23 protein-coding genes and 1 pseudogene are annotated in these 21,071 nt (G+C 70.7%); 12 read left to right on the forward strand and 12 right to left on the reverse strand.

What is annotated here, in order from left to right; all coding sequences use genetic code 11:
- The first annotated feature begins 36 nt into the window (after positions 1-36).
- The 3 genes from FHR82_RS42400 to FHR82_RS46995 all read left to right on the forward strand — a co-directional run bounded on the left by FHR82_RS42400 (position 37) and on the right by FHR82_RS46995 (position 1,918).
- Positions 37-918: a hypothetical protein gene (locus FHR82_RS42400; protein WP_184816360.1), complete on the forward strand. Its 882-nt coding sequence runs from the start codon at positions 37-39 to the stop codon at positions 916-918.
- Positions 919-1,069: 151 nt separating this feature from the next.
- A complete protein-coding gene (locus FHR82_RS42405) occupies positions 1,070-1,273 on the forward strand; it encodes a cold-shock protein (protein WP_184816361.1) in 204 nt (67 codons plus the stop codon).
- Between the two features lie 165 nt (positions 1,274-1,438).
- On the forward strand, positions 1,439-1,918 hold the full coding sequence (locus FHR82_RS46995) for a hypothetical protein (RefSeq protein ID WP_225944131.1): 480 nt from the start codon (positions 1,439-1,441) through the stop codon (positions 1,916-1,918).
- A gap of 49 nt (positions 1,919-1,967) precedes the next feature.
- Here the strand turns inward: FHR82_RS46995 and FHR82_RS48205 are convergent.
- Positions 1,968-2,021: pseudogene (locus tag FHR82_RS48205) on the reverse strand (SEC-C metal-binding domain-containing protein); the annotation flags it as partial.
- 252 nt (positions 2,022-2,273) lie between these two features.
- Between FHR82_RS48205 and FHR82_RS42415 the strand changes: the two are divergent.
- The gene (locus tag FHR82_RS42415; RefSeq protein WP_225944130.1) at positions 2,274-3,014 is read left to right on the forward strand and encodes a GNAT family N-acetyltransferase; all 741 of its coding nucleotides are present in this window, start codon (positions 2,274-2,276) and stop codon (positions 3,012-3,014) included.
- Here the strand turns inward: FHR82_RS42415 and FHR82_RS42420 are convergent.
- From FHR82_RS42420 to FHR82_RS42430, 3 genes are read right to left on the reverse strand one after another with little or no spacing between them, the layout of a single operon-like run.
- Complete coding sequence (locus tag FHR82_RS42420; RefSeq protein ID WP_184816363.1) at positions 2,994-3,902, reverse strand: aminoglycoside phosphotransferase family protein; 909 nt, start codon at positions 3,900-3,902, stop codon at positions 2,994-2,996. The two genes, FHR82_RS42415 and FHR82_RS42420, sit on opposite strands and share 21 nt — an antisense overlap.
- On the reverse strand, positions 3,865-4,137 hold the full coding sequence (locus FHR82_RS42425; protein WP_184816364.1) for a hypothetical protein: 273 nt from the start codon (positions 4,135-4,137) through the stop codon (positions 3,865-3,867). The genes FHR82_RS42420 and FHR82_RS42425 overlap by 38 nt, the downstream gene beginning before the upstream one ends.
- Before the next feature lie 13 nt (positions 4,138-4,150).
- Positions 4,151-4,846 carry a DUF429 domain-containing protein gene (locus FHR82_RS42430; protein WP_184816365.1) on the reverse strand — a complete coding sequence of 232 codons (696 nt, stop codon included), beginning with the start codon at positions 4,844-4,846 and terminating at the stop codon, positions 4,151-4,153.
- Here FHR82_RS42430 and rnhA point away from each other — a divergent pair.
- Positions 4,836-5,282 carry a ribonuclease HI gene (rnhA, locus tag FHR82_RS42435; protein WP_184816366.1) on the forward strand — a complete coding sequence of 149 codons (447 nt, stop codon included), beginning with the start codon at positions 4,836-4,838 and terminating at the stop codon, positions 5,280-5,282. The genes FHR82_RS42430 and rnhA overlap by 11 nt on opposite strands.
- 42 nt (positions 5,283-5,324) lie before the next feature.
- Complete coding sequence (locus FHR82_RS42440) at positions 5,325-6,110, forward strand: nucleotidyltransferase domain-containing protein (RefSeq protein ID WP_184816367.1); 786 nt, start codon at positions 5,325-5,327, stop codon at positions 6,108-6,110.
- On the opposite strand, the gene FHR82_RS42445 is transcribed toward FHR82_RS42440, so the two are convergent.
- Positions 6,079-7,263, reverse strand: coding sequence for an aminotransferase-like domain-containing protein (locus tag FHR82_RS42445; RefSeq protein WP_184816368.1), 1,185 nt, complete (start codon positions 7,261-7,263; stop codon positions 6,079-6,081). The two genes, FHR82_RS42440 and FHR82_RS42445, sit on opposite strands and share 32 nt — an antisense overlap.
- 117 nt (positions 7,264-7,380) lie before the next feature.
- Here FHR82_RS42445 and FHR82_RS42450 point away from each other — a divergent pair, with 117 nt between their 5' ends.
- Positions 7,381-7,755 (forward strand): FKBP-type peptidyl-prolyl cis-trans isomerase, encoded by a 375-nt coding sequence (locus FHR82_RS42450; RefSeq protein ID WP_184816369.1) that lies wholly within the window; start codon positions 7,381-7,383, stop codon positions 7,753-7,755.
- A gap of 4 nt (positions 7,756-7,759) precedes the next feature.
- Here FHR82_RS42450 and FHR82_RS42455 read toward each other — a convergent pair whose 3' ends face one another.
- Positions 7,760-8,530, reverse strand: coding sequence for an alpha/beta fold hydrolase (locus FHR82_RS42455; protein ID WP_311771551.1), 771 nt, complete (start codon positions 8,528-8,530; stop codon positions 7,760-7,762).
- A gap of 39 nt (positions 8,531-8,569) precedes the next feature.
- Here FHR82_RS42455 and FHR82_RS42460 point away from each other — a divergent pair, with 39 nt between their 5' ends.
- Entirely contained in the window at positions 8,570-9,868 is a 1,299-nt protein-coding gene (locus tag FHR82_RS42460) for a cytochrome P450 (protein WP_311771552.1), read from the forward strand.
- A 193-nt stretch (positions 9,869-10,061) separates the two neighbouring features.
- Here FHR82_RS42460 and FHR82_RS42465 read toward each other — a convergent pair whose 3' ends face one another.
- Both FHR82_RS42465 and FHR82_RS42470 read right to left on the reverse strand, forming a co-directional pair.
- Positions 10,062-10,619 carry a hypothetical protein gene (locus FHR82_RS42465; RefSeq protein ID WP_225944128.1) on the reverse strand — a complete coding sequence of 186 codons (558 nt, stop codon included), beginning with the start codon at positions 10,617-10,619 and terminating at the stop codon, positions 10,062-10,064.
- 180 nt (positions 10,620-10,799) lie between these two features.
- Entirely contained in the window at positions 10,800-12,287 is a 1,488-nt protein-coding gene (locus FHR82_RS42470; protein ID WP_311771553.1) for an MFS transporter, read from the reverse strand.
- Between the two features lie 97 nt (positions 12,288-12,384).
- Between FHR82_RS42470 and FHR82_RS42475 the strand changes: the two genes are divergently transcribed.
- Complete coding sequence (locus FHR82_RS42475; protein ID WP_221464988.1) at positions 12,385-13,386, forward strand: aldo/keto reductase; 1,002 nt, start codon at positions 12,385-12,387, stop codon at positions 13,384-13,386.
- Positions 13,387-13,446: 60 nt separating this feature from the next.
- On the opposite strand, the gene FHR82_RS42480 is transcribed toward FHR82_RS42475, so the two are convergent.
- Positions 13,447-15,453 (reverse strand): beta-propeller domain-containing protein, encoded by a 2,007-nt coding sequence (locus tag FHR82_RS42480; protein ID WP_184816371.1) that lies wholly within the window; start codon positions 15,451-15,453, stop codon positions 13,447-13,449.
- Between the two features lie 87 nt (positions 15,454-15,540).
- Between FHR82_RS42480 and FHR82_RS42485 the strand changes: the two genes are divergently transcribed.
- Entirely contained in the window at positions 15,541-16,206 is a 666-nt protein-coding gene (locus FHR82_RS42485) for a nucleoside/nucleotide kinase family protein (protein ID WP_184816372.1), read from the forward strand.
- 19 nt (positions 16,207-16,225) lie between these two features.
- Here FHR82_RS42485 and FHR82_RS42490 read toward each other — a convergent pair whose 3' ends face one another.
- Genes FHR82_RS42490 through FHR82_RS42500 form a run of 3 tightly spaced genes read right to left on the reverse strand, consistent with a single transcriptional unit; the run spans position 16,226 to position 19,392 of the window.
- A complete protein-coding gene (locus FHR82_RS42490; protein WP_184816373.1) occupies positions 16,226-16,501 on the reverse strand; it encodes a DUF4342 domain-containing protein in 276 nt (91 codons plus the stop codon).
- Entirely contained in the window at positions 16,485-17,987 is a 1,503-nt protein-coding gene (locus tag FHR82_RS42495) for an FGGY-family carbohydrate kinase (protein WP_184816374.1), read from the reverse strand. The genes FHR82_RS42490 and FHR82_RS42495 overlap by 17 nt, the downstream gene beginning before the upstream one ends.
- Positions 17,980-19,392, reverse strand: a complete 1,413-nt coding sequence (locus FHR82_RS42500) for an L-fucose/L-arabinose isomerase family protein (RefSeq protein WP_184816375.1) — start codon at positions 19,390-19,392, stop codon at positions 17,980-17,982. Before FHR82_RS42500 ends, FHR82_RS42495 begins: the two co-directional genes overlap by 8 nt.
- 149 nt (positions 19,393-19,541) lie before the next feature.
- Here FHR82_RS42500 and FHR82_RS42505 point away from each other — a divergent pair, with 149 nt between their 5' ends.
- The gene (locus FHR82_RS42505; protein ID WP_184816376.1) at positions 19,542-20,537 is read left to right on the forward strand and encodes a LacI family DNA-binding transcriptional regulator; all 996 of its coding nucleotides are present in this window, start codon (positions 19,542-19,544) and stop codon (positions 20,535-20,537) included.
- Positions 20,538-20,617: 80 nt separating this feature from the next.
- On the forward strand, positions 20,618-21,043 hold the full coding sequence (locus FHR82_RS42510) for a hypothetical protein (protein ID WP_184816377.1): 426 nt from the start codon (positions 20,618-20,620) through the stop codon (positions 21,041-21,043).
- Positions 21,044-21,071: the final 28 nt, after the last annotated feature.

The raw sequence follows: 21,071 nt of genomic DNA on the forward strand, positions 1-21,071 counted from the left end.
AAGACGGGGGCGTGCGCGGCAGCGAGAATCGACGGCGTGACTGTCGATCTCGCTGCTGCCGCTTCCTTCATGGCCACCCACGCCCGGGTGCTCGACCGGCGGCGGTTCGAGTACCTGTTCGGGCAGGGGGACGCGGGCGCCGTGCTCGCCGCCGTGGACGGGTACCGGAACGCCGACGGCGGGTACGGGTGGGGGCTCGAACCCGATCTGCGTGCGCCCGAGAGCCAGCCCGGTGGGGCGCTGCACGCGCTCGAGGTCTTCGCCGAGGTCGGCACTGCCGACCGGGCCATCGAAGTGTGCGACTGGCTCGAGCGCGTCTCCCTCCCCGACGGGGGTGTGCCGTTCGCGGTGCCCGTCGCCGACGCGGCCGGGTGTGCGCCCTTCTGGGTGCAGGCCGACCCGACGTCCTCGTCCCTCCAGAGCACGGCCTTCGTCGCCGGGGTGGCGCACCGGGTGGCCGCCGCCGACGAGCGGGTTGCCGCGCACCCGTGGCTGCTGGCCGCCACCCGCTACTGCTTCGACGCCATGGCCGCGCTCGAGACCGCTCCGCACGCCATCGAACTGCGGTTCGCGGTCGGGTTTATCGACCAGGTGTTCGACACCCATGACGAGGCCCGTCCACTCCTTGACAAACTCAGGAACTTCATCCCCGCCGACGGGCTCGTGCCCGTGTCAGGCGGGAAGGACGGGGAGACCATGCGGCCGCTCGACTTCGCGCCACTGCCGGGGCGGGCGGCCCGGCGGCTGTTCGACGACGACGTGATCGCCGCTGACCTGCGGCGGGTCGCCGACGGGCAGCAGGACGACGGGGGCTGGACCGTGGATTTCGACAGCCATTCGCCCGCCGCGGCGCTCGAGTGGCGGGGGTACGCGACCGTGGCGGCCATGTCAGTGCTGCGTGCCTACAGCGTGGTTTGAGCGAGTCGTGTAGCGTTACCGTTGTCGTTGGTTTTGTGTTCGTGTCATTGCGCGCTCGCGAAACATGTCGCGGGCGTTCGCACCTCCTCGGGTGGTCGACCTTCCGCCGCAGACATCGGCGTACGTATCACCACAAAGTTGAGGAAGAAATATGGCACAGGGCACCGTGAAGTGGTTCAACTCCGAGAAGGGCTTCGGCTTCATCGCGCCGGACGACGGCAGCGCCGACGTCTTCGTGCACTACTCGGAGATCCAGGGCGGCGGCTTCAAGTCGCTCGACGAGAACCAGCGTGTGCAGTTCGAGGTGGGTCAGGGCCAGAAGGGCCCGCAGGCCACCGGCGTCACCGTCATCTGACGTAGCTAAGCGCAGCGGCCGGCAAGTTCACTCGATCGAGTGAACTTGCCGGCCGCACTGCTTTTGCCACCTCCCGGTGCTTCGGGAGGAGTAACCGGTCGCGGCCATTCTGCGTCAGATCCTGTTCGGGCGTAACAGCTTCCGCGTCCCGGCGACAGACCTGGCATGGGTTTTGCCGACCGGTTGCGGAAGCACCTCGTCTCGGGCACGCGCGTACCGGGAATCCCCGACACCTCCCCGTCCGCGGCGCGGCCGCTTTGGATGCGCGACGGGATGCGGGCGACCGAGATCTCCGGCGCCGACGACCTGCACGTCGTGGGTCTGCCCGGCCACCAGGACGTGCTGTGGTCGATCGTCGGCCGCGACGCGCCCGCGCCGGTGCGCCAGGACATCCACGGGCTGCTGGTCGCCGAGCACGGCAACCCGTTCGACCGGAACTCGGTGGCCGTGTGGGTCGGCGGGCATCGCGTCGGCAAACTCCCCGAGACCGAGGCGGGCAAGCTGCGGCCCGGACTCATCCGCCTGCAACGGGAGCACCGCAGGGCCGTCGCACTGCCCGGGCACGTCGGCGGGGACCACGCAGGCGGCCTCGGTGTGGTCCTGAGCTACGACGCCGGCGCGTTCGGTGTCCCTCAGCGAACGTAGGCCGGTCAACGGACGTAGTAGTCGCCATCGTGTCGTCGTAGCGGCCGGTCGGCCTGCAGCAGCGACGAAACCGCCGCCCCGAGCCGCACGGGCACGGGTCGTTGACTGCCTCCTCGGCATGGCCTCAGTCCGATGTGCCGCCAACGCTAGCGGGGCTGTCACCCGAAATTCGGTTGGTGCGCGGCCGGGCGCGTGGCAGACTGACCCGCGAACCCGAAAGACCGAGCCAGGGGAACGCCTCATGCCTGACGCCCTCGATGGGCGTCGCCTGTAGTGCCGGTGGCGCCACGTCCGCTGTCAGTTTCCCCATGCTCGTTGAAAGGTTCACCCCACCTTGTCTTCTTTGCAGTCACACATGCGTCGTGCCGCCGCGGCCGGGCGCATGGTCGAACAGATCGGTCCGTTCCTCGCCACCTTCTCCCGGCAGTCGGACAACCCGTTCCTCAACTACGCCATCCCCGACGACGGCGCGCGACCGTCGCGGTCCGGTGTGGACGACCTGACGAACGCCTACGCGCGGCGGGAACTGTTGCCACGCGTGGAGTTCATGGCCGAGACCGCACCGGACGCCGAAGGGGCGCTGCTCGCGGCGGGCTGGTCGGTGGAGCGGCGGATCCCCGTCATGCTGTGCCCGCCGGCGTCCGCGTTGACGATTCCGGCACCGGCAGGCATCGAGCTGGTCGTGCCCGGCACCGACGAGGAGATCCACGCCATGCTCGTCGTGCAGTTCGAGGCGTTCGGCCAGTCACCTGACGTGCCGGACAGCCAGGTCGAGAAGACCCGTGAACAGCTGCTCGCCGGCGGGTTCGCCGTGCTGGCAAGGGATGCGGCGACCGGCGAGCCCGCCGGTGGCGGCGTCGCGGAGGCGATCGTCGACGCGACGACCGAGGTCGCGGGCATCGCGGTGCCGGTCTCGTACCGCAAGCGCGGGATCGGCGCGGCACTGACCGCGTTCCTGACCGCGGCCGTGCACGACGCGGGTGCGCGGACGGTGTTCCTCACTCCCGCCGGGGTGCCGGAGCAGCGGATGTACGCCCGCGCCGGCTACACGCCCACGGGCGACATGCTGCACCTGTCACTGGCTGAGCTCGCGTAGCCACGACACCACGACGTCCGCCTGGGCCCGCTGGAACTCACGGAGTGCCGGCAGCCCGGGCGGCGCCGGGAGCCGGGCGCCGTCGGCGAAGAACCCGCCGAGCCCGGCGAGCACGCCGACGGCGTCGTCGTGGTCCGCGTCGAGCACGGTCAGGTCCGCGTGACCGCCGAACAGCCGGATGTTGATCAGCAGCAGGAGTGTGTCGAGCCACGCCGGGCCACGGCAGCCGTGTGGCCAGTCGATGACGGTGACCGTGCCGGCGTCGCTGATCAGGAGGTTGTCGGCGCGGACGTCGCAGTGCGCGAGCGTGTCCCCGGCGAGCGCGTCGAGGCCGTGCTCGGCGTGGCGGCACAGGTCGTCGAGGTGCTCGGCGACCCACGGGTCCAGGCGCGCGGGCGGGTCGTCGCGGAGGCGGTGCCAGCCGGTGAAGTCGGGTTCGAGGACGTCGCGGGCGGAGCGGACCTCGATCGGGCACGGGGTGAGCGCGCGGGCGAGGTCGGCGAGCGCGGTGCGCGCGGCGGCCACGTCGCCGGGGTCGTCCCAGGAGGGGTGCCGCCCGTCGACGTCGGTGAGCACGAGCGCGATCCAGTCGCCGTCGTCGTACGTACCGAGGAGTTTCGGTGTGGGCGCACCGGGCGGCAGAGCGGCGGTGATGGCCGCCTCCTGGCGGTGCATCCAGGGACTGTGCTCGTTCAGCGCCGCGTTGACTGCCTTGACGAACGCCCGCCCGCCGTCGGCGGTGCGCACCCGGTCCGCGGTACCGGGCGAGAACCCACCGGACTGCGACACGGCCTCGACGACCCTCCCATCGAGGATCTCCTCGACCGCGTGCCGCACCGAACCGGGCAGGTCATCCCACCCGATCCGCGTCCCGGAAGCCACCACCATGCCACCGATGGTGACCGATCACCACGACGGGCCGCATCCCGATTACCCGAGCGGGGCGACGATCGCGGGCATCCACCGACGGCATCGTGGGACCGTGCAGCCGCGTCTCGATCGGGCAGCCCTTGTTGTCCGGCAGGTCGTCGACGATCGCGTCGTCCATGTTGTTGCACAGCTCCTGGAAACGGCGGTGCTGTGCGCCGCGACCATTTCGTCCATGGTTGAACAGATAGTTCACGACGGCATGATCACTACCGCCAGATCGCCACGTCGCGGTCGCCGATCCGCTCAGGCGGGGAAGGCAGCGGAATCGCGTCTCCAGTGAGGAAGCGACGAGCCGTCCACGCGGCGACGGCCGCGTCGAGGACGTCGTCGACGCCCACGTCGACGCCCCTGAGGCCGAGGGCTCCGCTCGGCAGGATGTCCGCCACGGCGAGCAGAGCTCGACGGCGTTCTGCGCCCGCCCAAGTCTTCTTGCGTTCGTCGAGGGGGCCGCCGGCCAATTCGGCGAAACTCGTTTCCGGATGGACTTCGATCACCGGACACGGCGCCGATGGCAGCCAGCGGTCCACCTGGAGGATCTTCTCGCACAGGCCGAACGCCTGCCGCGAGATGCCGCTGCCGGTGATCCGCTGGTTGATCGCGTTCGCGGTCTCGTGGTCCGGCGCCGCCACGGCGGCGCGGACCGGAGTCATGAACAAAGAGGAGCGCCGATGGCGCAGGAATTCGCGGGTGTGCAGGTCGGCCTGCCGGTGGTCCGTCTCGGCGAGGCCGATCGGGATGTCGATGGCGATGACCGATACCTCGTCGACGAACTCGATGAGATCGCTGATGTTCTCGGCGACATGAGCCGTCATCGTCTCGCCGAGGCGGATTCCGATCCAGCCGGACTTGCACGCGTCCACGCCCAGGACCGGGTTGGTTAGGCTCCTGCTCGTGTCGAACACCGTGGAGATATACACCGACGGCGCGTGCAGTGGGAACCCCGGACCGGGTGGGTGGGGTGCCGTGCTCAAGTACGGCAAGCACGAGAAGGAGCTCTACGGGGCCGAGCCGGCCGTCACCACCAACAACCGCATGGAGTTGATGGCGCCGATCGTCGCGCTCGAGAGTCTGACGCGGCCGTCGGTCGTCGCCATGTACACCGACTCCACGTATGTGCGGAACGGGATCATGCAGTGGCTGCCAAGGTGGAAGAGCAACGGGTGGCAGACCTCCGCCAAGCAGCCGGTGAAGAACGCGGACCTCTGGCGGCGGCTCGACGAGGCCGTGAAACCCCATGAGGTGCAGTGGTTCTGGGTGAAGGGGCACGCCGGGCACCCCGAGAACGAGCGGGCCGACCAGCTCGCCGTGAAGGGGTCGCAGGAGGCCGCCGGCCGCTAAATCGGCGGCGCACCAACGCGAACGCATGCCACCATCCTCGGCATGAACCACACCGAGCACGGGAACCGGGACGTCGCGGTGCGCGGCGAGATCCTGCGTACCGTCGTGGGCTCCGGTGTGCACGGGATCGCGATCGCCGGCACCGACGACCACGACGAGATGGGTGTCTACATCGAACCGCCCGCCAACGTCGTCGGCACGGACGGGGCCGCGCAGCACTTCGTCTTCCGCACGCAGCCGGAAGGCGCGCGCTCCGGGCCGGGTGACACCGACCTGGTGAGCTACTCGCTGCACAAGTACCTGCGACTCGCGACCAAGGGCAACCCGACGGCGCTGCTTCCCTTGTACGCGCCGGAGGACACCGTCCTCACGGTCACGCCGCTGGGCGAGGAGCTGCGGGCGCTCGCACCGAAGTTCCTGTCCCGGGCCGCGGTGCACCGGTTCCTCGGCTACCTCGCCGCGCAGCGGGATCGGCTGCTCGGCCGGGGCAGCCGGGGGAACGTGCCGAGCAGGCCCGAACTGGTGGCGAAGTACGGCTACGACGTGAAGTACGCGTCGCACGCCCTGCGCCTGGCCTACCAGGGGCTCGAGGTCGCCAGGGACGCGCGGCTCACGCTGCCCATGCCCGACGCCGAGCGCGAGCGGGTGCTGCGGGTCAAACGGGGTGACGTGCGCGATCTCGACGACGTGCTCACCGAGATCGCGGCCGTCCAGGCCCGGGTGGAGGACCTCCTCGACACCGGGAAGACGCCGCTGCCCGACGAGCCGGACCGCCGGGCGATCTCCGAGTGGTCCGTCAGCGCTCACCGGCGGCACTGGGGCTGGTGAGCGCGGCCGCCAGCCTGCGCATGCCCTCGGCGATGTCCTCCGGCGGGTTCGTGGTGAACGACAGGCGCATCGTGGCGGTGTCGGGGTTGGTCGCGAAGAACGGGGCGCCCGGCACGAACGCCACGTCGTGCGCCAGTGCCTGCTTGAGCACCTCGGTGGTGTCGACAGCGCCGTCCACACCGGGCAGGCGCACCCACACGAACATGCCGCCGTCCGGGTCCGTCCACTCGGAGCCCGCCGGGACCGTGTCCGGGAGCGCCGCGATCATCGTGTCGCGGCGTTCCCGGTAGGCGGCGCACAGGCCGGCCACGTGCGCGTCCATGTCGACGCTCATCAGGTACCCGGCCGCCGCGGCCTGGTCGATCGTGCTCGTGTGCAGGTCGGCGGCCTGCTTGGCGATCACCGCGGCGGACATCAGCGACCGCGGCGCCCGCAGCCAGCCCAGCCGCAGACCGGGTGCGCCGATCTTCGACAGGCTGCCGAGGTACAGCACCCGGTCACCGTAGGACGCCAGCTGCGGCACCTGCTCGCCCCGGTACCGCAGCTCGCCGTACGGGTCGTCCTCCACCACCCACACGTCGTGCCGCTCCGCCAGTGCGGCGATCTCCTGCCTGCGCGCGGCGGGCAGCGTGCGGCCACTCGGGTTCGCGAACGTCGGCACCAGGTACACCAGCGTGGGCTTGTCCCGTTCCAGGACCTCCGCCAGCGCCGCCGGGACCATGCCGTGCTCGTCGCTCACCACCGGCACGACCCGCGCCCCTGCCAGCTGGAAGCACTGGAGCGCCGCGAGGTAGGTGGGCTCCTCGACCGCGACCACGTCACCCGGCTCGACCAGGGTGGTGGTCACCAGCGTCAGCGCCTGCTGTGAACCGGTCGTGACGAGCAGGTCGCCCTCGGTCGTCGGCAGGCCGCGACGGGTCATCCGCGCCGCGATCACCTCGCGCAGCGCGGGATCGCCCTCGGTCGTCGCGTACTGCAGGTTGCGCCGGTCGTCCAGGGCCTTGGCGAACGCGTCCCGCCAACCGTCCACATCGAACAGTTCCGGCGCGGGCAGGCCGCCCGCGAAGGAGATCACCTCGGGACGCCGCGTCAGCGCGAGCAGGTCACGGACGGGAGAACTCTTCACACCCTGGAGTCGGCTGGCCGGAGACATGCCGCGATGTTAACGAACGCTCACGTGCGGGTGCCAGTACCAGCCCACAGGGCGGGACGCCGAGGTGGCTGGTTGGATGGACCGGTACGCCAGAAGCCCAACCAAGGAGGAACACGCATGGCGCTCGAGAAGCCCGTTGTCGATCCGGTCGAGGGTCCGGCCCCGGCCGACCTGATCGTCGAGGACATCACGGTCGGCGAGGGCGACGAGGCGAAGCCGGGCCAGAGCGTGAGCGTCCACTACGTCGGCGTCGCGCACTCGACCGGTGAGCAGTTCGACGCCTCGTGGGACCGCGGCGCGCCGTTCGACTTCCCGCTCGGTGCGGGCCGCGTGATCGCGGGCTGGGACCGCGGCGTGGCCGGCATGAAGGTCGGCGGCCGCCGGCGGCTGGTCATCCCGCCGCACCTCGGCTACGGCGACCGCGGCGCGGGTGGCGCGATCAGGGGCGGCGAGACCCTCATCTTCGTGGTGGACCTGCTCGGCGTCCGCTGAGGGTTCACCGGCCGAGCGCGTCCGTCGCGGAGGCCAGCAGCCTGTCCATGATCGGCCACAACGCGAGCGGGTTCTCGACGTGCACGTTGTGGCCGGTCGCGGGCAGCACGACGCCGTCGGGGGCGACCGCGCGCAGCTGGTCGGGCGGGCACATCGGGTCCAGCTCCCCCGCCGCCAGGATCGTCGTGCCCTTGGCGGCCGCGAGCAGCGCGGGCACGTCCGGTGCGCCGACCCCGAACGCCTTCGGGTCGACCGCGACCCGCCAGCCATCGTCCACCCGGGTGACTCCCGCGTCGACGCGCGGCGAGTCCGGTGGCACCAGCCCGGCGAGGCCGGAGATCTTCAGCCAGCGGTCGACGGCCTCCTCGCGGGTGGCGAATACCCGCTCCGGTCTGGCGGCGACCTCAGCCGCCTTGGCCAGCTCCGCCTCCGACCAGTTCAGCTTGATGCCCACACCGCACGCGGCGGCGACGTCGAGGCCGTAGGAGCCGTCGGCCAGCATCAGCGCCAGCACGCCGCCGAGCGAGTGGCCGAGCACCACCACCTGCCGTCCCGGCGGCACGACCTCGGCGACCGAGGCCGCCATCGACGAGAACGTGTACTCGGACAGCCGCGGCGAGCGGCCGTGCCCTGGCAGGTCGGGGGCGAAGGTCTCGCCGGGCCAGTTGCGCATCTGCAGGTCGTGCCAGGCCTCGCCGGTCGCGCCGAGACCGTGGAGCAGCAGCAGGGCGGGGTCGCCGCCGAAGTCGTGCCGGGCTAGGTACAGGTTCGTCACCCCTCAGATCGTGCCCCATGAACGGGCAGAATGGTGATCGTGCCGAGCGACACCGAGGTCGATACCGCTGCCGTCGTCAACCCGGACACCTACCTGCGCGGCGTCCCGCACGACGTGTTCGCCCGGCTGCGGGCCGGGGCGGCCGTCCTGTGGATGGCTGAGCCGGCCGTGCCGCCGTGGCCTGCGGGGCCCGGCTTCTGGGGCGTGGTGCGGCACGCGGAGATCAAGCAGGTCATGCGGGACCCGGTGACCTACTCGTCGTGGGAGCGCGCCACCCAGATCATCGACCCGCCGGACGACGGGACGCTCGAGTTCGTGCGGCAGATGATGCTCAACCAGGACCCGCCCCGGCACTCGCGGCTGCGGAAGATGCTGACCCGCGCGTTCACGCCGAAGGCCATCGCGCGCCTGGAGGACCGGATCACCGGCTGGGCGAACGAGTTGGTCGACGGAGTGGCCGACGACGCGGGCTGCGACTTCGCCGAACTGGCCGCCGACCTGCCGCTGCGGACCCTCGCGGAGATCTTCGGCGTGCCGCACGAGGACCGGTGGCTGATGTACGACTGGAGCAACCGGGTCATCGGCTACCAGGACCAGGAGTACGCGGTCAGCGCGAAGGCGAGCGCGGACGGCTCCACGGCGATGGCGCGGCGGGCCATGGCGCTGCGGCCCCAGCCGGACGAACACGGGCTGCTGCCCGACCAGCGGACCCGCGAGGGCATGCCGGACCTGTACGCGTACGCCCACGACCTCGCCCAGCACAAGCGCCGCGTGCCGGGGGACGACGTGCTGACCAACCTCGTCGCCGAGGGCATCACGACCGCCGAGTTCGAGAACATGTTCTGGCTGTTCTCGGTGGCGGGCAACGAAACCCTCCGCAACGCACTGCCCGGCGGCATGCACGCCCTGCTGTCCCATGTGGACGAATACCGGAAGCTGTCGCGGGACCGGGCTTTGCTCCCCGGCGCGGTCGAGGAGATGCTGCGCTGGTGGTCACCGGTGATGCGGTTCCGGCGCACCGCGACCGCCGACACCGTGCTGGGCGGCCAGCACATCAGGGCGGGCGACAAGGTCGTGGTGTGGTTCTCGTCCGGCAACCGGGACGAGCGCGTGTTCGACGACCCGGACCGCTTCGACGTGACCCGCGCGAACGGCGACCACCTGAGCTTCGGGCACGGCCCGCACTACTGCATCGGCGCGCACCTGGCGAAAACGCAGATGCGGGCTCTGTTCACGGCGGTGTTCGACCGGCTCGGCGAAGTGCACGCGGCCGGTGAGATCGTGCGGCTGCGGTCCAACTTCCAGCACGGCGTGAAGCACCTGCCGGTGGCATGGTGAAAGCGGTGCTTTCCCCCGGGGAGCAAGGGAAAGCACCGCCAGTTCAGATGATCAGCAATGATGTTTCGCTCAGTAATGAGCGTTCGCTCCGCACGCTCCGCTAGTCATGATGTTCGCTCCGCAAGCTCCGCTCAGCGATGACGTTCGCTCCGCAAGCTCCGCTCAGCAATGATGTTCGCTCCGCAAGCTCCGCTCAGCAACCTCCGCAGTTGTAGTACGTGACATCCCAGTGGTTGCTTTCCAGGAAGTAGATGTTGCCCGACCCGGACTGCCACTTGTTGCCACCGATGTAGCTGAAGTTGTTGCGGATGTAGTTGCCGACGCAGGAGTACAGGCTGTAGTCCAGCTTGTAGCCGTTCCAGTGGCTGTAGGTGCCGCTCGCGTGCCCGGTCTCGGTGCCACCGGTGATGTTCAGCGCACAGCCGCTCGCCGACTTGAGCGTCTGCGCGCCCTGGATGGTCGCCAGGTTGACCTGGGAGAACGACGTGCAGGTCGGGTTGTTGCGGTCACTGCAGTTGCCGCTGGACGACCAGGTGATGCCGGACGACCGCAACCTCGACGTGGCCTCGGAGTGCGACAGCTTCGTGACGTACGGCCCGACATCGGCCGACGCGGCCGTCGCGGCCGGCCGGTCGAAGACCGGGTCGACCTCCCCTGGCTGCACGGATGCCTGCGCACCCGTGGTCGTGAGCAGCAACGCGGTAGCCGCGGAAGCGGCGGCGACCAACGCCCGAACCACCATTTTTCGCATGTTCGATCTCTCCCTCGCATGGGCAGGGCCGGACCGCCGGGCAGCCGGAACCTGTCGGCGCGCACGGCGTCGACCCTTGTGTGGAATGAGCGAAGGAAAGCGGCCCCCGGACCGCGACGGGTATCAGCAGGGGCCGCGCGCCGCGATCGGTGGAACGCCATCCGCAGCGAACGTTAGTAGTTACTGACTTGATGTCATAGAGGTTGATGAGAAATTTTCCAACTCGGTGTTCCCATGATTCCCAATTTGTCCACGGTGTTCCGCTATCGCGAGCACCAGGGCGATCACGATCAGCGCCACCGCGACGATCATCGCCACCGCGAAACCCGTCGCCGGGGCGTACGCGGTCGCGACGGCGTGGAACACCGCGGCCAGCAACGCGGTGCCGACCGCCGACCCGATCCGTTGCCCGGTCTGGAGCACCCCGCTCGCGACCCCCGACATGCTGGTCGGCACGCACGCGAGCGTCAGCGTCGTGTTCGGGGAGATCACCGCGCCGCCACCGATGCCAGCCACGAGCAGCGGCACCGCGATGGCCCAGATCAGGTGCTCCTTGCCGACCGTGAACCCGAGCACGGCGACCATGGTGAGCCCGGCCGAGATGAGGACCAGCCCGGCGGTCGTCACGCGCCTGCCGTACCGGTGGACCAGCCGGCCCGCGAGCCACGCCGAGACGGCGGAGCCGAGCGCGAAGGGCGTGACCGCGAGTCCCGACTCGAGCGGTGTGAGCCCCAGGTCGGACTGGAAGTACACGGCGAACACGAGCCAGATGCCCGCGAACCCGCAGAAGTAGACGGCGGCGAGCGTCGCGCCCGACGGGTAGCCGGGGGTCGCCGTGAACAGGCGGGTGTCGACCAGCGGCGGCCGGTCCGCCAGCCGCCTGCGCCGCTCCCACCGCAGGAAGCTCCAGCCCAGCGGCACCGCGACGAGGAACAGCCACCAGAACCGGCGCAGCCCACCCGACTCGGACAGCACGACCGGGAACATCACGGCCAGCACGGTGAGGCCGAGCAGCAGGATGCCCGCGTAGTCGATGTCGGCCCGGGTGGTGCGCCTCGGCGTCCTCGGCACCAGCAGCACCGCGAGCACGAGCGTCAGCAGCCCGAACGGCAGGTTCACGAGGAACACCCACCGCCAGCCGTCCGGCTCGCCGGCGACGCCGAGGATGAACCCGCCGATCACCGGCCCCACCGCGGTGGACAGGCCGACGGTGGCGCCGAACAGGCCGAACGCCTTGCCGCGCTCCGCGCCCCGGAAGAGGTCCTGGATGAGCCCGCCGTTCTGCGGCGTGACCAGCCCAGCGGCCAGCCCCTGCAGCAACCGGGCGACCACCAGCAGGGTCAGCGACGGCGCGAGGCCGGCGAACACGCTGGTCGCGATGAACGCGGTCAGCGCGACGAGGTACATGTTCCGCCGCCCGAACGCGTCGCCGAGCAGGCCGCCCGCGACCAACGCCAGCCCGAACGTCAGCGGGTAGCCGGAAACCACCCACTGCACACCGGCCTCGGAGGTGCCGAGCCCTTCCTGGATGGACGGGATCGCGACGGTCACGATGCTGACGTCGAGCAGGATCATGAACCCGCCCGCGAGCGTCACCACCAGCGCGCGCCAGCGGCGCGGATCGGTGCCCGGCTCGTAGTCGGTCGGCTGTGTCGATGCTCGGCTCACCACTGATGTCTACCCAGATCGGCACGCGGGTACCACCACCTGACGGACAACAAGATCATCCAGGACAACACGGCGTGCGGTCCGGGAAAATGGCCGGGTGACGAACACACGCACCCTCGGTGACCTCTCCACCTCCGCGATCGGGTTCGGGGCCATGGTCCTGTCCCCCGGCGTCTACGGCGACGTGGACGACGACCGCGGCCGCCGCGCACTGCGGCACGCACTCGACGAGGGCGCCACGCTCGTCGACAGCAGCGACGGCTACGGCCCCGACGGGCACAACGAGCGGCTCCTCGGGTCGGTGGTACGGGAGTGGGACAAGCTGGGCCGCCGCGACGAGATCGTCGTGGCCACCAAGTTCGGCTTCCTCGTCCCCGGCGGGGTGGCGCGGCACTCGTTCCCGGTCGCCTACGAGTTCGGTGAGCTGGCCGTGAACGCCGAACCCCGCCACGTCCGCGGGTACGCGGAGGCGAGCCTGCGCAGGCTCGGCACCGACCACCTCGACCTGTACTACCCGCACTACCCCGATCCGGAGGTGCCGATCGAGGACACCGTCGGCGCGATCGGCGAGCTGGTCGACGCCGGGCTGGTGCGGCACATCGGGCTGTCGAACGTGACCGCGGACCAGCTCGCGGCCGCGCACGCGGTCCGGCCCATCGCGGCGGTCCAGGTGCAGTGGTCGATGTGGACGCCGGTCGACCCGGACTTCCTGGCGACCGCCCGGCGGCTCGGGGTGGGGATCGTCGCGTGGGGCCCGCTCGGCACCGGATTCCTGACCGGGACCGTGACCTCGGTGGCGGACAACGACTTCCGCGCGAACATCCCCGGGTTCGCCGACCGGCACCTCGCCGCCGACCACGACCGGTTCGCGCCGGTCCGCGCGATCGCGGCCGCCGCGGGCATCACGCCGGGGCAGCTCGCCCTCGCGTGGTTGCTCCACCAGGACGAACACGTCGTGCCCATTCCCGGCAGCCGCACCCCGGCACACATCTCCGAGAACCTCGCCGCGGCGGCGGTGTCGCTGTCGGCCGACCAGGTGGCGGACCTGGAGGCCGCTCTCGACGGTGTTTCCCCTTCCGGAACCGTGCGCCTGTTGTGAACGGGAAGCCGGGCGGTGGCACACCCCCAACAGTCCGATGTGGACTTTCCGGCGCACCGGTCAGGCGAACGCCAGCCACGCCAGCTGACCGAGCGAGTCCAGGTCGCTCACCAGCATGCCCGCCTCGGACACCGTCCACAGCTCGTCGCCGATCACCATCGCGCGCCGCGGCGCCATCGCCATGTTGGCGAACCGCTCCGACGTGTGGGTGAGCACGCCGACCTGCTGGAAGGTGTTCCCGTCCAGCTTCAGCACGAGCGCGCCCGCGGCCACCTGCTCCGGCGGTCCGTCCGTGATCGCCACGCTGCCGCCGTTCACCGGAACGACCAGCAAACCCTTGTCCGGCCAGTAGAGGAACGCGTGCGGGTCGGCCTCCGCCTCCGTCCACGAGTTCTCCAGGTGGTACTGCGCGAGCCGCGTCGCGCCCGGTTTCGTCGTGTCGAACAAGGAGATCTGGGCGCCCGTCACCCTGCCGTTCGAGTCGGCCTCCTGGCCGACGCCGATCAGCCTGCCCTCGCCTGCCGGGTGCAGGTAGGCGGAGTAGCCGGTGATCTTCAGCTCGCCGGTGACCTTCGGCCGCGCCGGGTCCGACAGGTCCACTGTGTACAGCGGGTCGGTCTGGCGGAACGTCACGACGTAAGCGGTGTCGCCGAAGTAGCGGACGGCGTAGATCCGTTCCCCCACCCCGAGTCCGTCGACGAGGCCGACCTGGCCGAGCACGTTCCCATCGCGCCGCAACACGGTGATCCGGCTCTGCGAACCCTCACCGGCCGCGGTCGTGGTCGCGACCCGAAGGTGCCCGTCGTGTTCGGAGAGCGAGTACTGGTTGAGCAGCGTGCCGTCCACACCGCCGGACGCGACGTGCACCGGTTTGCCCGCGCCGGAGATGTCGAACTGGTACAGCTCGGTGCGGCCAGGGCCCCCCTGGCCGCCGCGCACGTCGCCCATCCCGTGCACGACGTGGTCGTCGGCGACGTAGAGGTGCTCACCGGTGCCGTACACCGTGTCGCCGTCGGCGACGATCGTGACCGGGTCGCCGGTGCCGAGGTCCTTGCCGAGGTCGAAGGTGAGCACCGTCAGCATCGAGGTCGCCGTGTAGTCGACGGGGTGGCTCACGTCCGCGCAGTCGGTGAGCTGGCCGGTCGTGGCGCCCGTACCGGTCTCGAGGCGGTAGGCGGGCAGCCAGTCCGCGATGGTCGACGTCGCGACCGCGTCCTTGTTGGCGACCGTGGCCTCGGCCGTGCTCGCGTCGTAGTCCGGGTAGGTGAACTCCAGCCGGGGTGCCGACCGCACGACGACGCGGGCGACGGCGCCGATCTGGCGGGCGTCGAGGTAGTTGCCGTCGAGCGACAGCGTGCCGAGGACCTTGCCCGCTCCCGTGAGGTCGACGAGCGTGAGCGTCGAGGCGTACTGGTAGGTGTCGGTCGGCGCCGGCTTCGGGACGTCCCTCGCCACCGGGGTGTCGTAGGCCATCACGCCGCCGGACATGACGAGCGCGCGGTCGCCCGAGATCAGCAGCTGGGTCGCGTGGCCGCCCTCCAGCGGCACGCGCGCGGTCTGCGCGCGGGACGCGACGTCCACGACCCGCACCACGCCGTCGGCGACGCTGATCACCCGCTTGCCGTCGGTCTTCACGAGGTCGGGCTCGTCGACGCCCTTCTCGTGCACGTTCGTCGTCGAGTGCTCCGGCGCGGACTGTTCCGGCTCGGCCTGCTTGGGCGCCCCCGCCGAGTCCTCCGCGACGTTCGGCTCGGCCGGTGCCGCGCGCCCGCCCTCCGCGGGGAGGGCACCGTCCTCCATCCGGGGTGCCATGCCCTGGTCGAGGCCGTAGGGCCCGACGCGCGGCAGGACCCGCGACTTCATCTCCGCGAGCGCGGTCTCACAGGTGTCGAACGAGACGAGGTCGACCCCGTGCCGCACGGGCGTGCCGCCGCCGGTCCGGTCGTCCGGTCCGTCACCGTCGTTCGCGCCGACGACCAGGGCGACGGTCGTGACGGCCGCGCCGAGTGCCACCACCAATGCCGCGGTCAGCGCCAGCCGTGGGCGGCCGGATAAGTCGTGCTTCATGCCGCCAGGACGGACCATGGTGGCGATTGCGTTGCTCGTTCGTGCGAAGACCTTGGAAAACGGGCGGTCACACGGTTCACTGACGGCATGCGTCCCTGCCAGCACGTAGCGGAAGCGGTACTCGCACTGCCCGCCGACCGGGTCCGCCGGGTGGCGATCGACGGCGTCGACGGGGCGGGCAAGACCTTCTTCGCCGATGAACTCGGCGAGGAGCTGACGGCCCGCGGCGCCACGGTCATCCGCGCGTCGACGGACGGTTTCCTGAACCCGCCGAAGACGCGGCACCGCAGAGGCCGCGACTCGCCGGAGGGCTACTACCGCGACTCGTTCGACTACGGCCGGATGTGCAGGCTGCTGCTGGACCCGCTGAGCCCGCGCGGCAACGGCGAGTACGTGCGCGCCGTGTACGACGTGCACCGCGAGCGCGAGGTGCGGATGCTGCCCGAACTGGCCCCCGACGACGCGATCCTCGTGGTCGACGGGATCTTCACCCATCGCGACGAGCTGATCAGGTACTGGGACTACTCGGTGTGGCTCGAGGTCCCCTTCACGGTCTCGATCCCTCGCGGCGCGAAGCGCGGCTACGGCACCCCGGACCCGAGCTCCCCCAAGAACGTTCGCTACATCGCAGGTCAGCGCCTGTACATGGCCGAGTGCCACCCGCAGACGCGGGCGACCCTGGTCATCGACAACACAGACCTGGACAAGCCCCTGCTGCTCCCGGACCCGGACGAGTCACCCTCCGGGTCCTAGCCGTGGTGACTGGCGCGGATCAGCCGGTGGTGTCGGTGGACTCGCCGGGAACCACGTCCGGCGTGGTGTGCTCCACCTGGATCTTCCAGCCGCCCGCCAGGGCCAGTGCCGCGCCCGCCGCCATCAGCATCGGGAAGAACACCGCCGCCACGACACCGGCGTTGACCGGGACGTCGAGGACCTTGCGGCCGGACTTGTCGGTCACGACCACCCGGCGGACGTTGCCCTCGCGGACCAGCTCACCGATCTTGTCGACCAGCGCCTGGACGCCGTTGCCTTCAGCTTCGTTCCCCATCGTCGCCCCCACCTGACACGTTCTGCTGTCCGGCAAGGAAGTGTGCCACGTCCACGGTCGCCGGGTACAGCTCGCGGTACCGGGCGTAGAAGTCGTCGTAGACATCACTGACACCGTCGCCGGACGGGTGCACCACGTGGTCGTCCGGGTTCCAGCCCGACACGTCCACCCCGGCGGCGCCCGCCGCCAGCATCGCGTCGCCGAGGGCCGCGCCGACCGTCTCGGCGGGCACGACCTGCGCCTGTCCCGTCACGTCCGACACGATCCGCGTCCACAGCCCGCCCTGTGTGCCGCCGCCGACCGCGACCAGCCGCCGCGCCGGGCCACCGGCCGCGCGCATGACCTCCAGGTTGTGCCGCACCCCGTACGCGATGCCTTCGAGCGCGGCCCGGTACAGCTCCGCCCGGCCGTGCCCCAGCGTCAGCCCGGCGATGATCCCGCGCGCCTCTGGGTCGAAGATCGGCGTCCGCTCCCCGGCGAAGTACGGCAGCAGCAACAGGCCACGACTTCCCGGCGGCACGCCACCCGCCTCGGCCACCAGCGTCGCGAAGTCCGCGCCGACGAGCCTGCGCAGCCAGTCGGTGACCGCGCCCGAGGTCGCCATCCCAGCGGCCAGCGACCACGTCCCCGGGTACACGCCGCTCGTGGTCCACAGCGCGGGGTGCGGCGCCGGCGCCGCGACCACCTGGACGAGGAACATCGTGGTGCCGTACATGACCATCACGTCACCGGGCTCACGCACGCCGACGCTCGTGGCCTCGGCCCACGCGTCGACCGTGCCCGCGGTGACCGGCAACCCCTCCGGCAGCCCGGTCTCGCCGGCAGCGGCCGCGGTGACCGTGCCGACGACCTCGGTCGGCCACGCCAGCTCCGGCAGCCGCAGCCCGGGCGCGACGACCGCCGCCCAGTCGTGGGCCCAGTCGAAGGCCGTCTGGTCGTACATCGGGTCGCACTGGCTCGCCGAGTGGTGGTCGAGCACGTACCGCCCGGTCAGCCGGTGCACCAGGTACGAACTCGCCATCAGCAACAGCTCGGTGCGCTCGGACACCTCCGGCTCGTGCCTGGCGAGCCAGCGCAGCTTGGGTCCGACCGCCTGACTGGAGAGCGGGGTGCCGCCGCGTCGGAGGATCTCCTCGGCACCCAGCTCTCCGGTCAGTTCGGCGATCTCCTCGGTGGCGCGGGTGTCGACGCCGTACAGGATCGCCGGGCGCAGCGGTTTCCCCGTGCCGTCGGCGGGCAGCAGCACCGGGCCGATGCCGCTCACGGCGAGGCCCGCGATGCGGTGGCCGGTCGCCGTCAGCTCACGGGCGAGCGCGAGGAAGTCGGCCCACCACACGCCTTCCGCGTCGTGCTCGACCCAGCCGGGGCGGGGTGCCGAGGTCTCGTGTGCGCGGCTCGCCCGCGCGATGATCTCGCCGTCGGCGGTGACGAGCACGCCCTTCGAGCTGGACGTGCCGATGTCGATGCCGCAGAAGACCTCAGCCACGGGTGAACTCGTCGAGGGTCACGTCCAGGAGCTCGCACACCGCCCGCAGCTCCGCGCGCCGGTCGCCGGGGACCGCGTGGATGTGGTTGGCGCCGAAGCGGGACAGGAAGACCTCGGCGGGCGCGTCGAGCCGGGCGAACGCGTGCGGCCACTCCGGCGTCGACATCTTCATCAGCTCTTCGGTGGTGGCGTCGTCGTAGTTCTCGAACTCGCCGAGCATCAGCTGCAGCCGGTAGCGGCCGTCGTTGCGGGTCAGCCGGGCGAGGGTCATCTGACCGGGTGCCGCGACGTGCTGCACGGACGCGCCGCCTGCCGGGAAGAAGAACACCTCCGGGTACAGGTGCACCTTCGCGAGGTTCTCGGCCGGGTCGTCGCTGCGGGCGGCGTACCAGGTGGCGTGCTGGCCGGAGTTGCACAGGTCCCAGATGTCGCGATCGCCGTGGTAGTGCCGCACGTCGGCGAACAGCACGGGGGTACCCGTGATGTGCTTCATGATCTGCATGGTCAGCGCGCCGTCCATGTCCGCCTCGGTGGCGCACACGTGCGGTTCCTTCGGCCCGTTCCAGTCGTACGGGTCGTTGAGGAACGCCTCGGCGATGTCCATGGTGGCGAAGTACTGGGTCAGCTCCGGCTGGCCCTTGATGCCGGTGAAGTCCAGGTGCCACTCGTCGATCAGCTCACGCATGGCGAGGTACGAGCCGACCTGGCGCTCCAGCAGCTCCGGGGTCAGCTTCCTACCGTCGTAGTGCACGTTGGCGTGCTGCTCCAGCCACCGCCGGGCCTTGGTCTTCTCGGCCTGGTCGGCCATCTCGGCGCGGCGGACGATCTCCCACTGGTCGATCTCCTCGACGTCCACGCCGAACAGCCGCTGCCACTGGTCGGTGTTGGCGGTGGCGGTGTTCATGCCCATCGGGCGGCCGCCGATACGGCCGAACGTCTGGCCACGGAGCGCCTTGACCGCGTGCGCGGCGGTGGCGCGGACACCGATGGCGCCGATGAGCGCGTCGTCCTCCGGGTCGCCCCACAGGCGGGTGTGGGCGCGGCCGACCTGGTCGAGCGCGCCGCCCGCGGCCAGCATGCCGACCATGCCGGGCTGGACCGGGTCGATGTTGGCGAGCAGCAGCAGCGGGCTGGTGAGCTGGCCCGCGGCGAGCATCGTGAAGTGCGGGAACGCCCAGACGCAGTAGTGCAGCACGGTCAGGTCGACGCCGGCGGCCTCGACCTCCCTGGCCACCGAGGTGGCGATGGTGTTCGCGGAGACGGGCTGCCGCGCGCGGACCACCTCGTGCCCGGCGGCCTCGAGCTTGCGGACCAGCTTGTCCTCTCCTGTGAGGATGAACTCGGCGATGCCGCCGTGGACGTAGTCCCGCCCGTCCGAAATGTTGATCACGCCGATACGGGCCACCGGTGTCCTCCTGCGTCGTCGAAGTCGGTCCCCCACGCTGCTTTGCGCGCCGGTGGAGTAATCGTTTTCTCAGAAGCTATTCTTAGGCCTGGATCGTGTCAATAGCGGTCGGCGTAGGGTCTTCGCAGAGGCGGGAAGCGAGGCGGTAAGTGGCGACGATCAGTGACGTTGCCGCGCGGGCAGGCGTGTCGACGGCGACGGTCTCCCGCGCGTTGAACGGAAAGTCCACAGTGGACCCCCAGTTGGCGGCGCGGGTGCTGGCGGCCGCCCAGGAGCTGGGCTACCAGCCGAACGGCCCCGCGCGGAACCTGCGACGGCAGGAGGCGGCGGTCCTCGCGCTGATCATCAGCGACGTGGAGAACCCGTTCTTCACCGCCATCGCCCGCGGCGTCGAGGACGTGGCGCACAGCGTCGGGTACTCGGTCGTGCTGTGCAACACCGACGAGGACGCGGACAAGGAACGCAAGTACGTCGACGTGGCGATCCAGGAACGGGTCGCGGGTGTGATCATCTCCCCCACCGCGACGGCCGCCGGGGTCGAACACCTCGCACGGCGCGGCACGCCCGTGGTCGCCGTGGACCGGCCGCTGCCGGATCGCGAGAGCGACACCGTGCTGGTCGACACCCGGCTCGCCGCCCGGCAGGCCACCACGCACCTCATCGAACAGGGTTACGAACGGATCGGCTGCATCACCGGTCCGTCGGGTGTCCGCACGGCGGACGATCGGCTCGCCGGTTACCGGGACGCGCTCAAATCAGGCAAACAACGCGGTTCGCCTCGGCTGGTCCGGCGGACGGAGTTCAAGGCCGCCGGTGCGCAGAAGGCCGCCGCTGATCTGTTCTCCCAGGATGAGCCGCCGGACGCGTTGCTGGTCGCCAACTCGGCCATGGCGATCGGGGTACTGGAGGCGTTGCGGTCGCACCGGTTGCGGCCCGGGCAGGACGTGGGCGTGGTGGCTTTCGACGACGTTCCCTGGGCCGGGCTCGTGGAGCCGCCCATGACTGTCGTCGCGCAGCCCGCCTACGAGATCGGGTCCGTTGCCGCTCAGCTGTTGCTCGCCCGGATCGCGGACAACACCCGGGCGGCCACGACCACCACGCTGGGGGCTCGGTTGATCGAACGGGGTAGCAGCCACCGGGGATGACTCGGTGGTCGTCCTGGCCGCGTCTCCCGGACGCGGTTCCCCGGCCGTGTGGTGATGATCGGCTCGGTAGGGTGCCCCGCGTGTCAGCACCGTGGACCTTCGGCCGTGTTCTGTCCGGCATGTTCGCCATCGGGGGCCTTGTCGCGCTTGTCGTGGGGATGTTCCTGTCATTCACCAGTGGGGACGGAGACGAGAACTTCTGGGGCACCCAGAAGGTCGAGATGGACGAGCATTCCTGGACCTGCACCGCCACCCCCGCCGGCGAGAGCCAGGTCAACCAGGTCTGTGAGAGTGGCCTCGCCTTCGGGACGGTCACCGACAAAGGCACCGGTTTCCCGATCACGGTGAGCCTGTTCGGTGTCGGCATGATCGGGGTGTCCGTCGTGCTGCGGCTGCGTCCGCAAGCCGCCACCCCCACCGCCCCGGCGCCCCCTGCCGCCCCGTCCTACCCGAACAGCCAGCAGGCGTACCCGGCCGGCTACCCCGGCCAGCAGCAGAACCGCTGACCGATGGGGACGCCTTCGCCGCCGTGGG

Origin of the sequence: Actinophytocola algeriensis, assembly GCF_014203735.1 — a bacterium.
Taxonomy (GTDB): domain Bacteria; phylum Actinomycetota; class Actinomycetes; order Mycobacteriales; family Pseudonocardiaceae; genus Actinophytocola; species Actinophytocola algeriensis.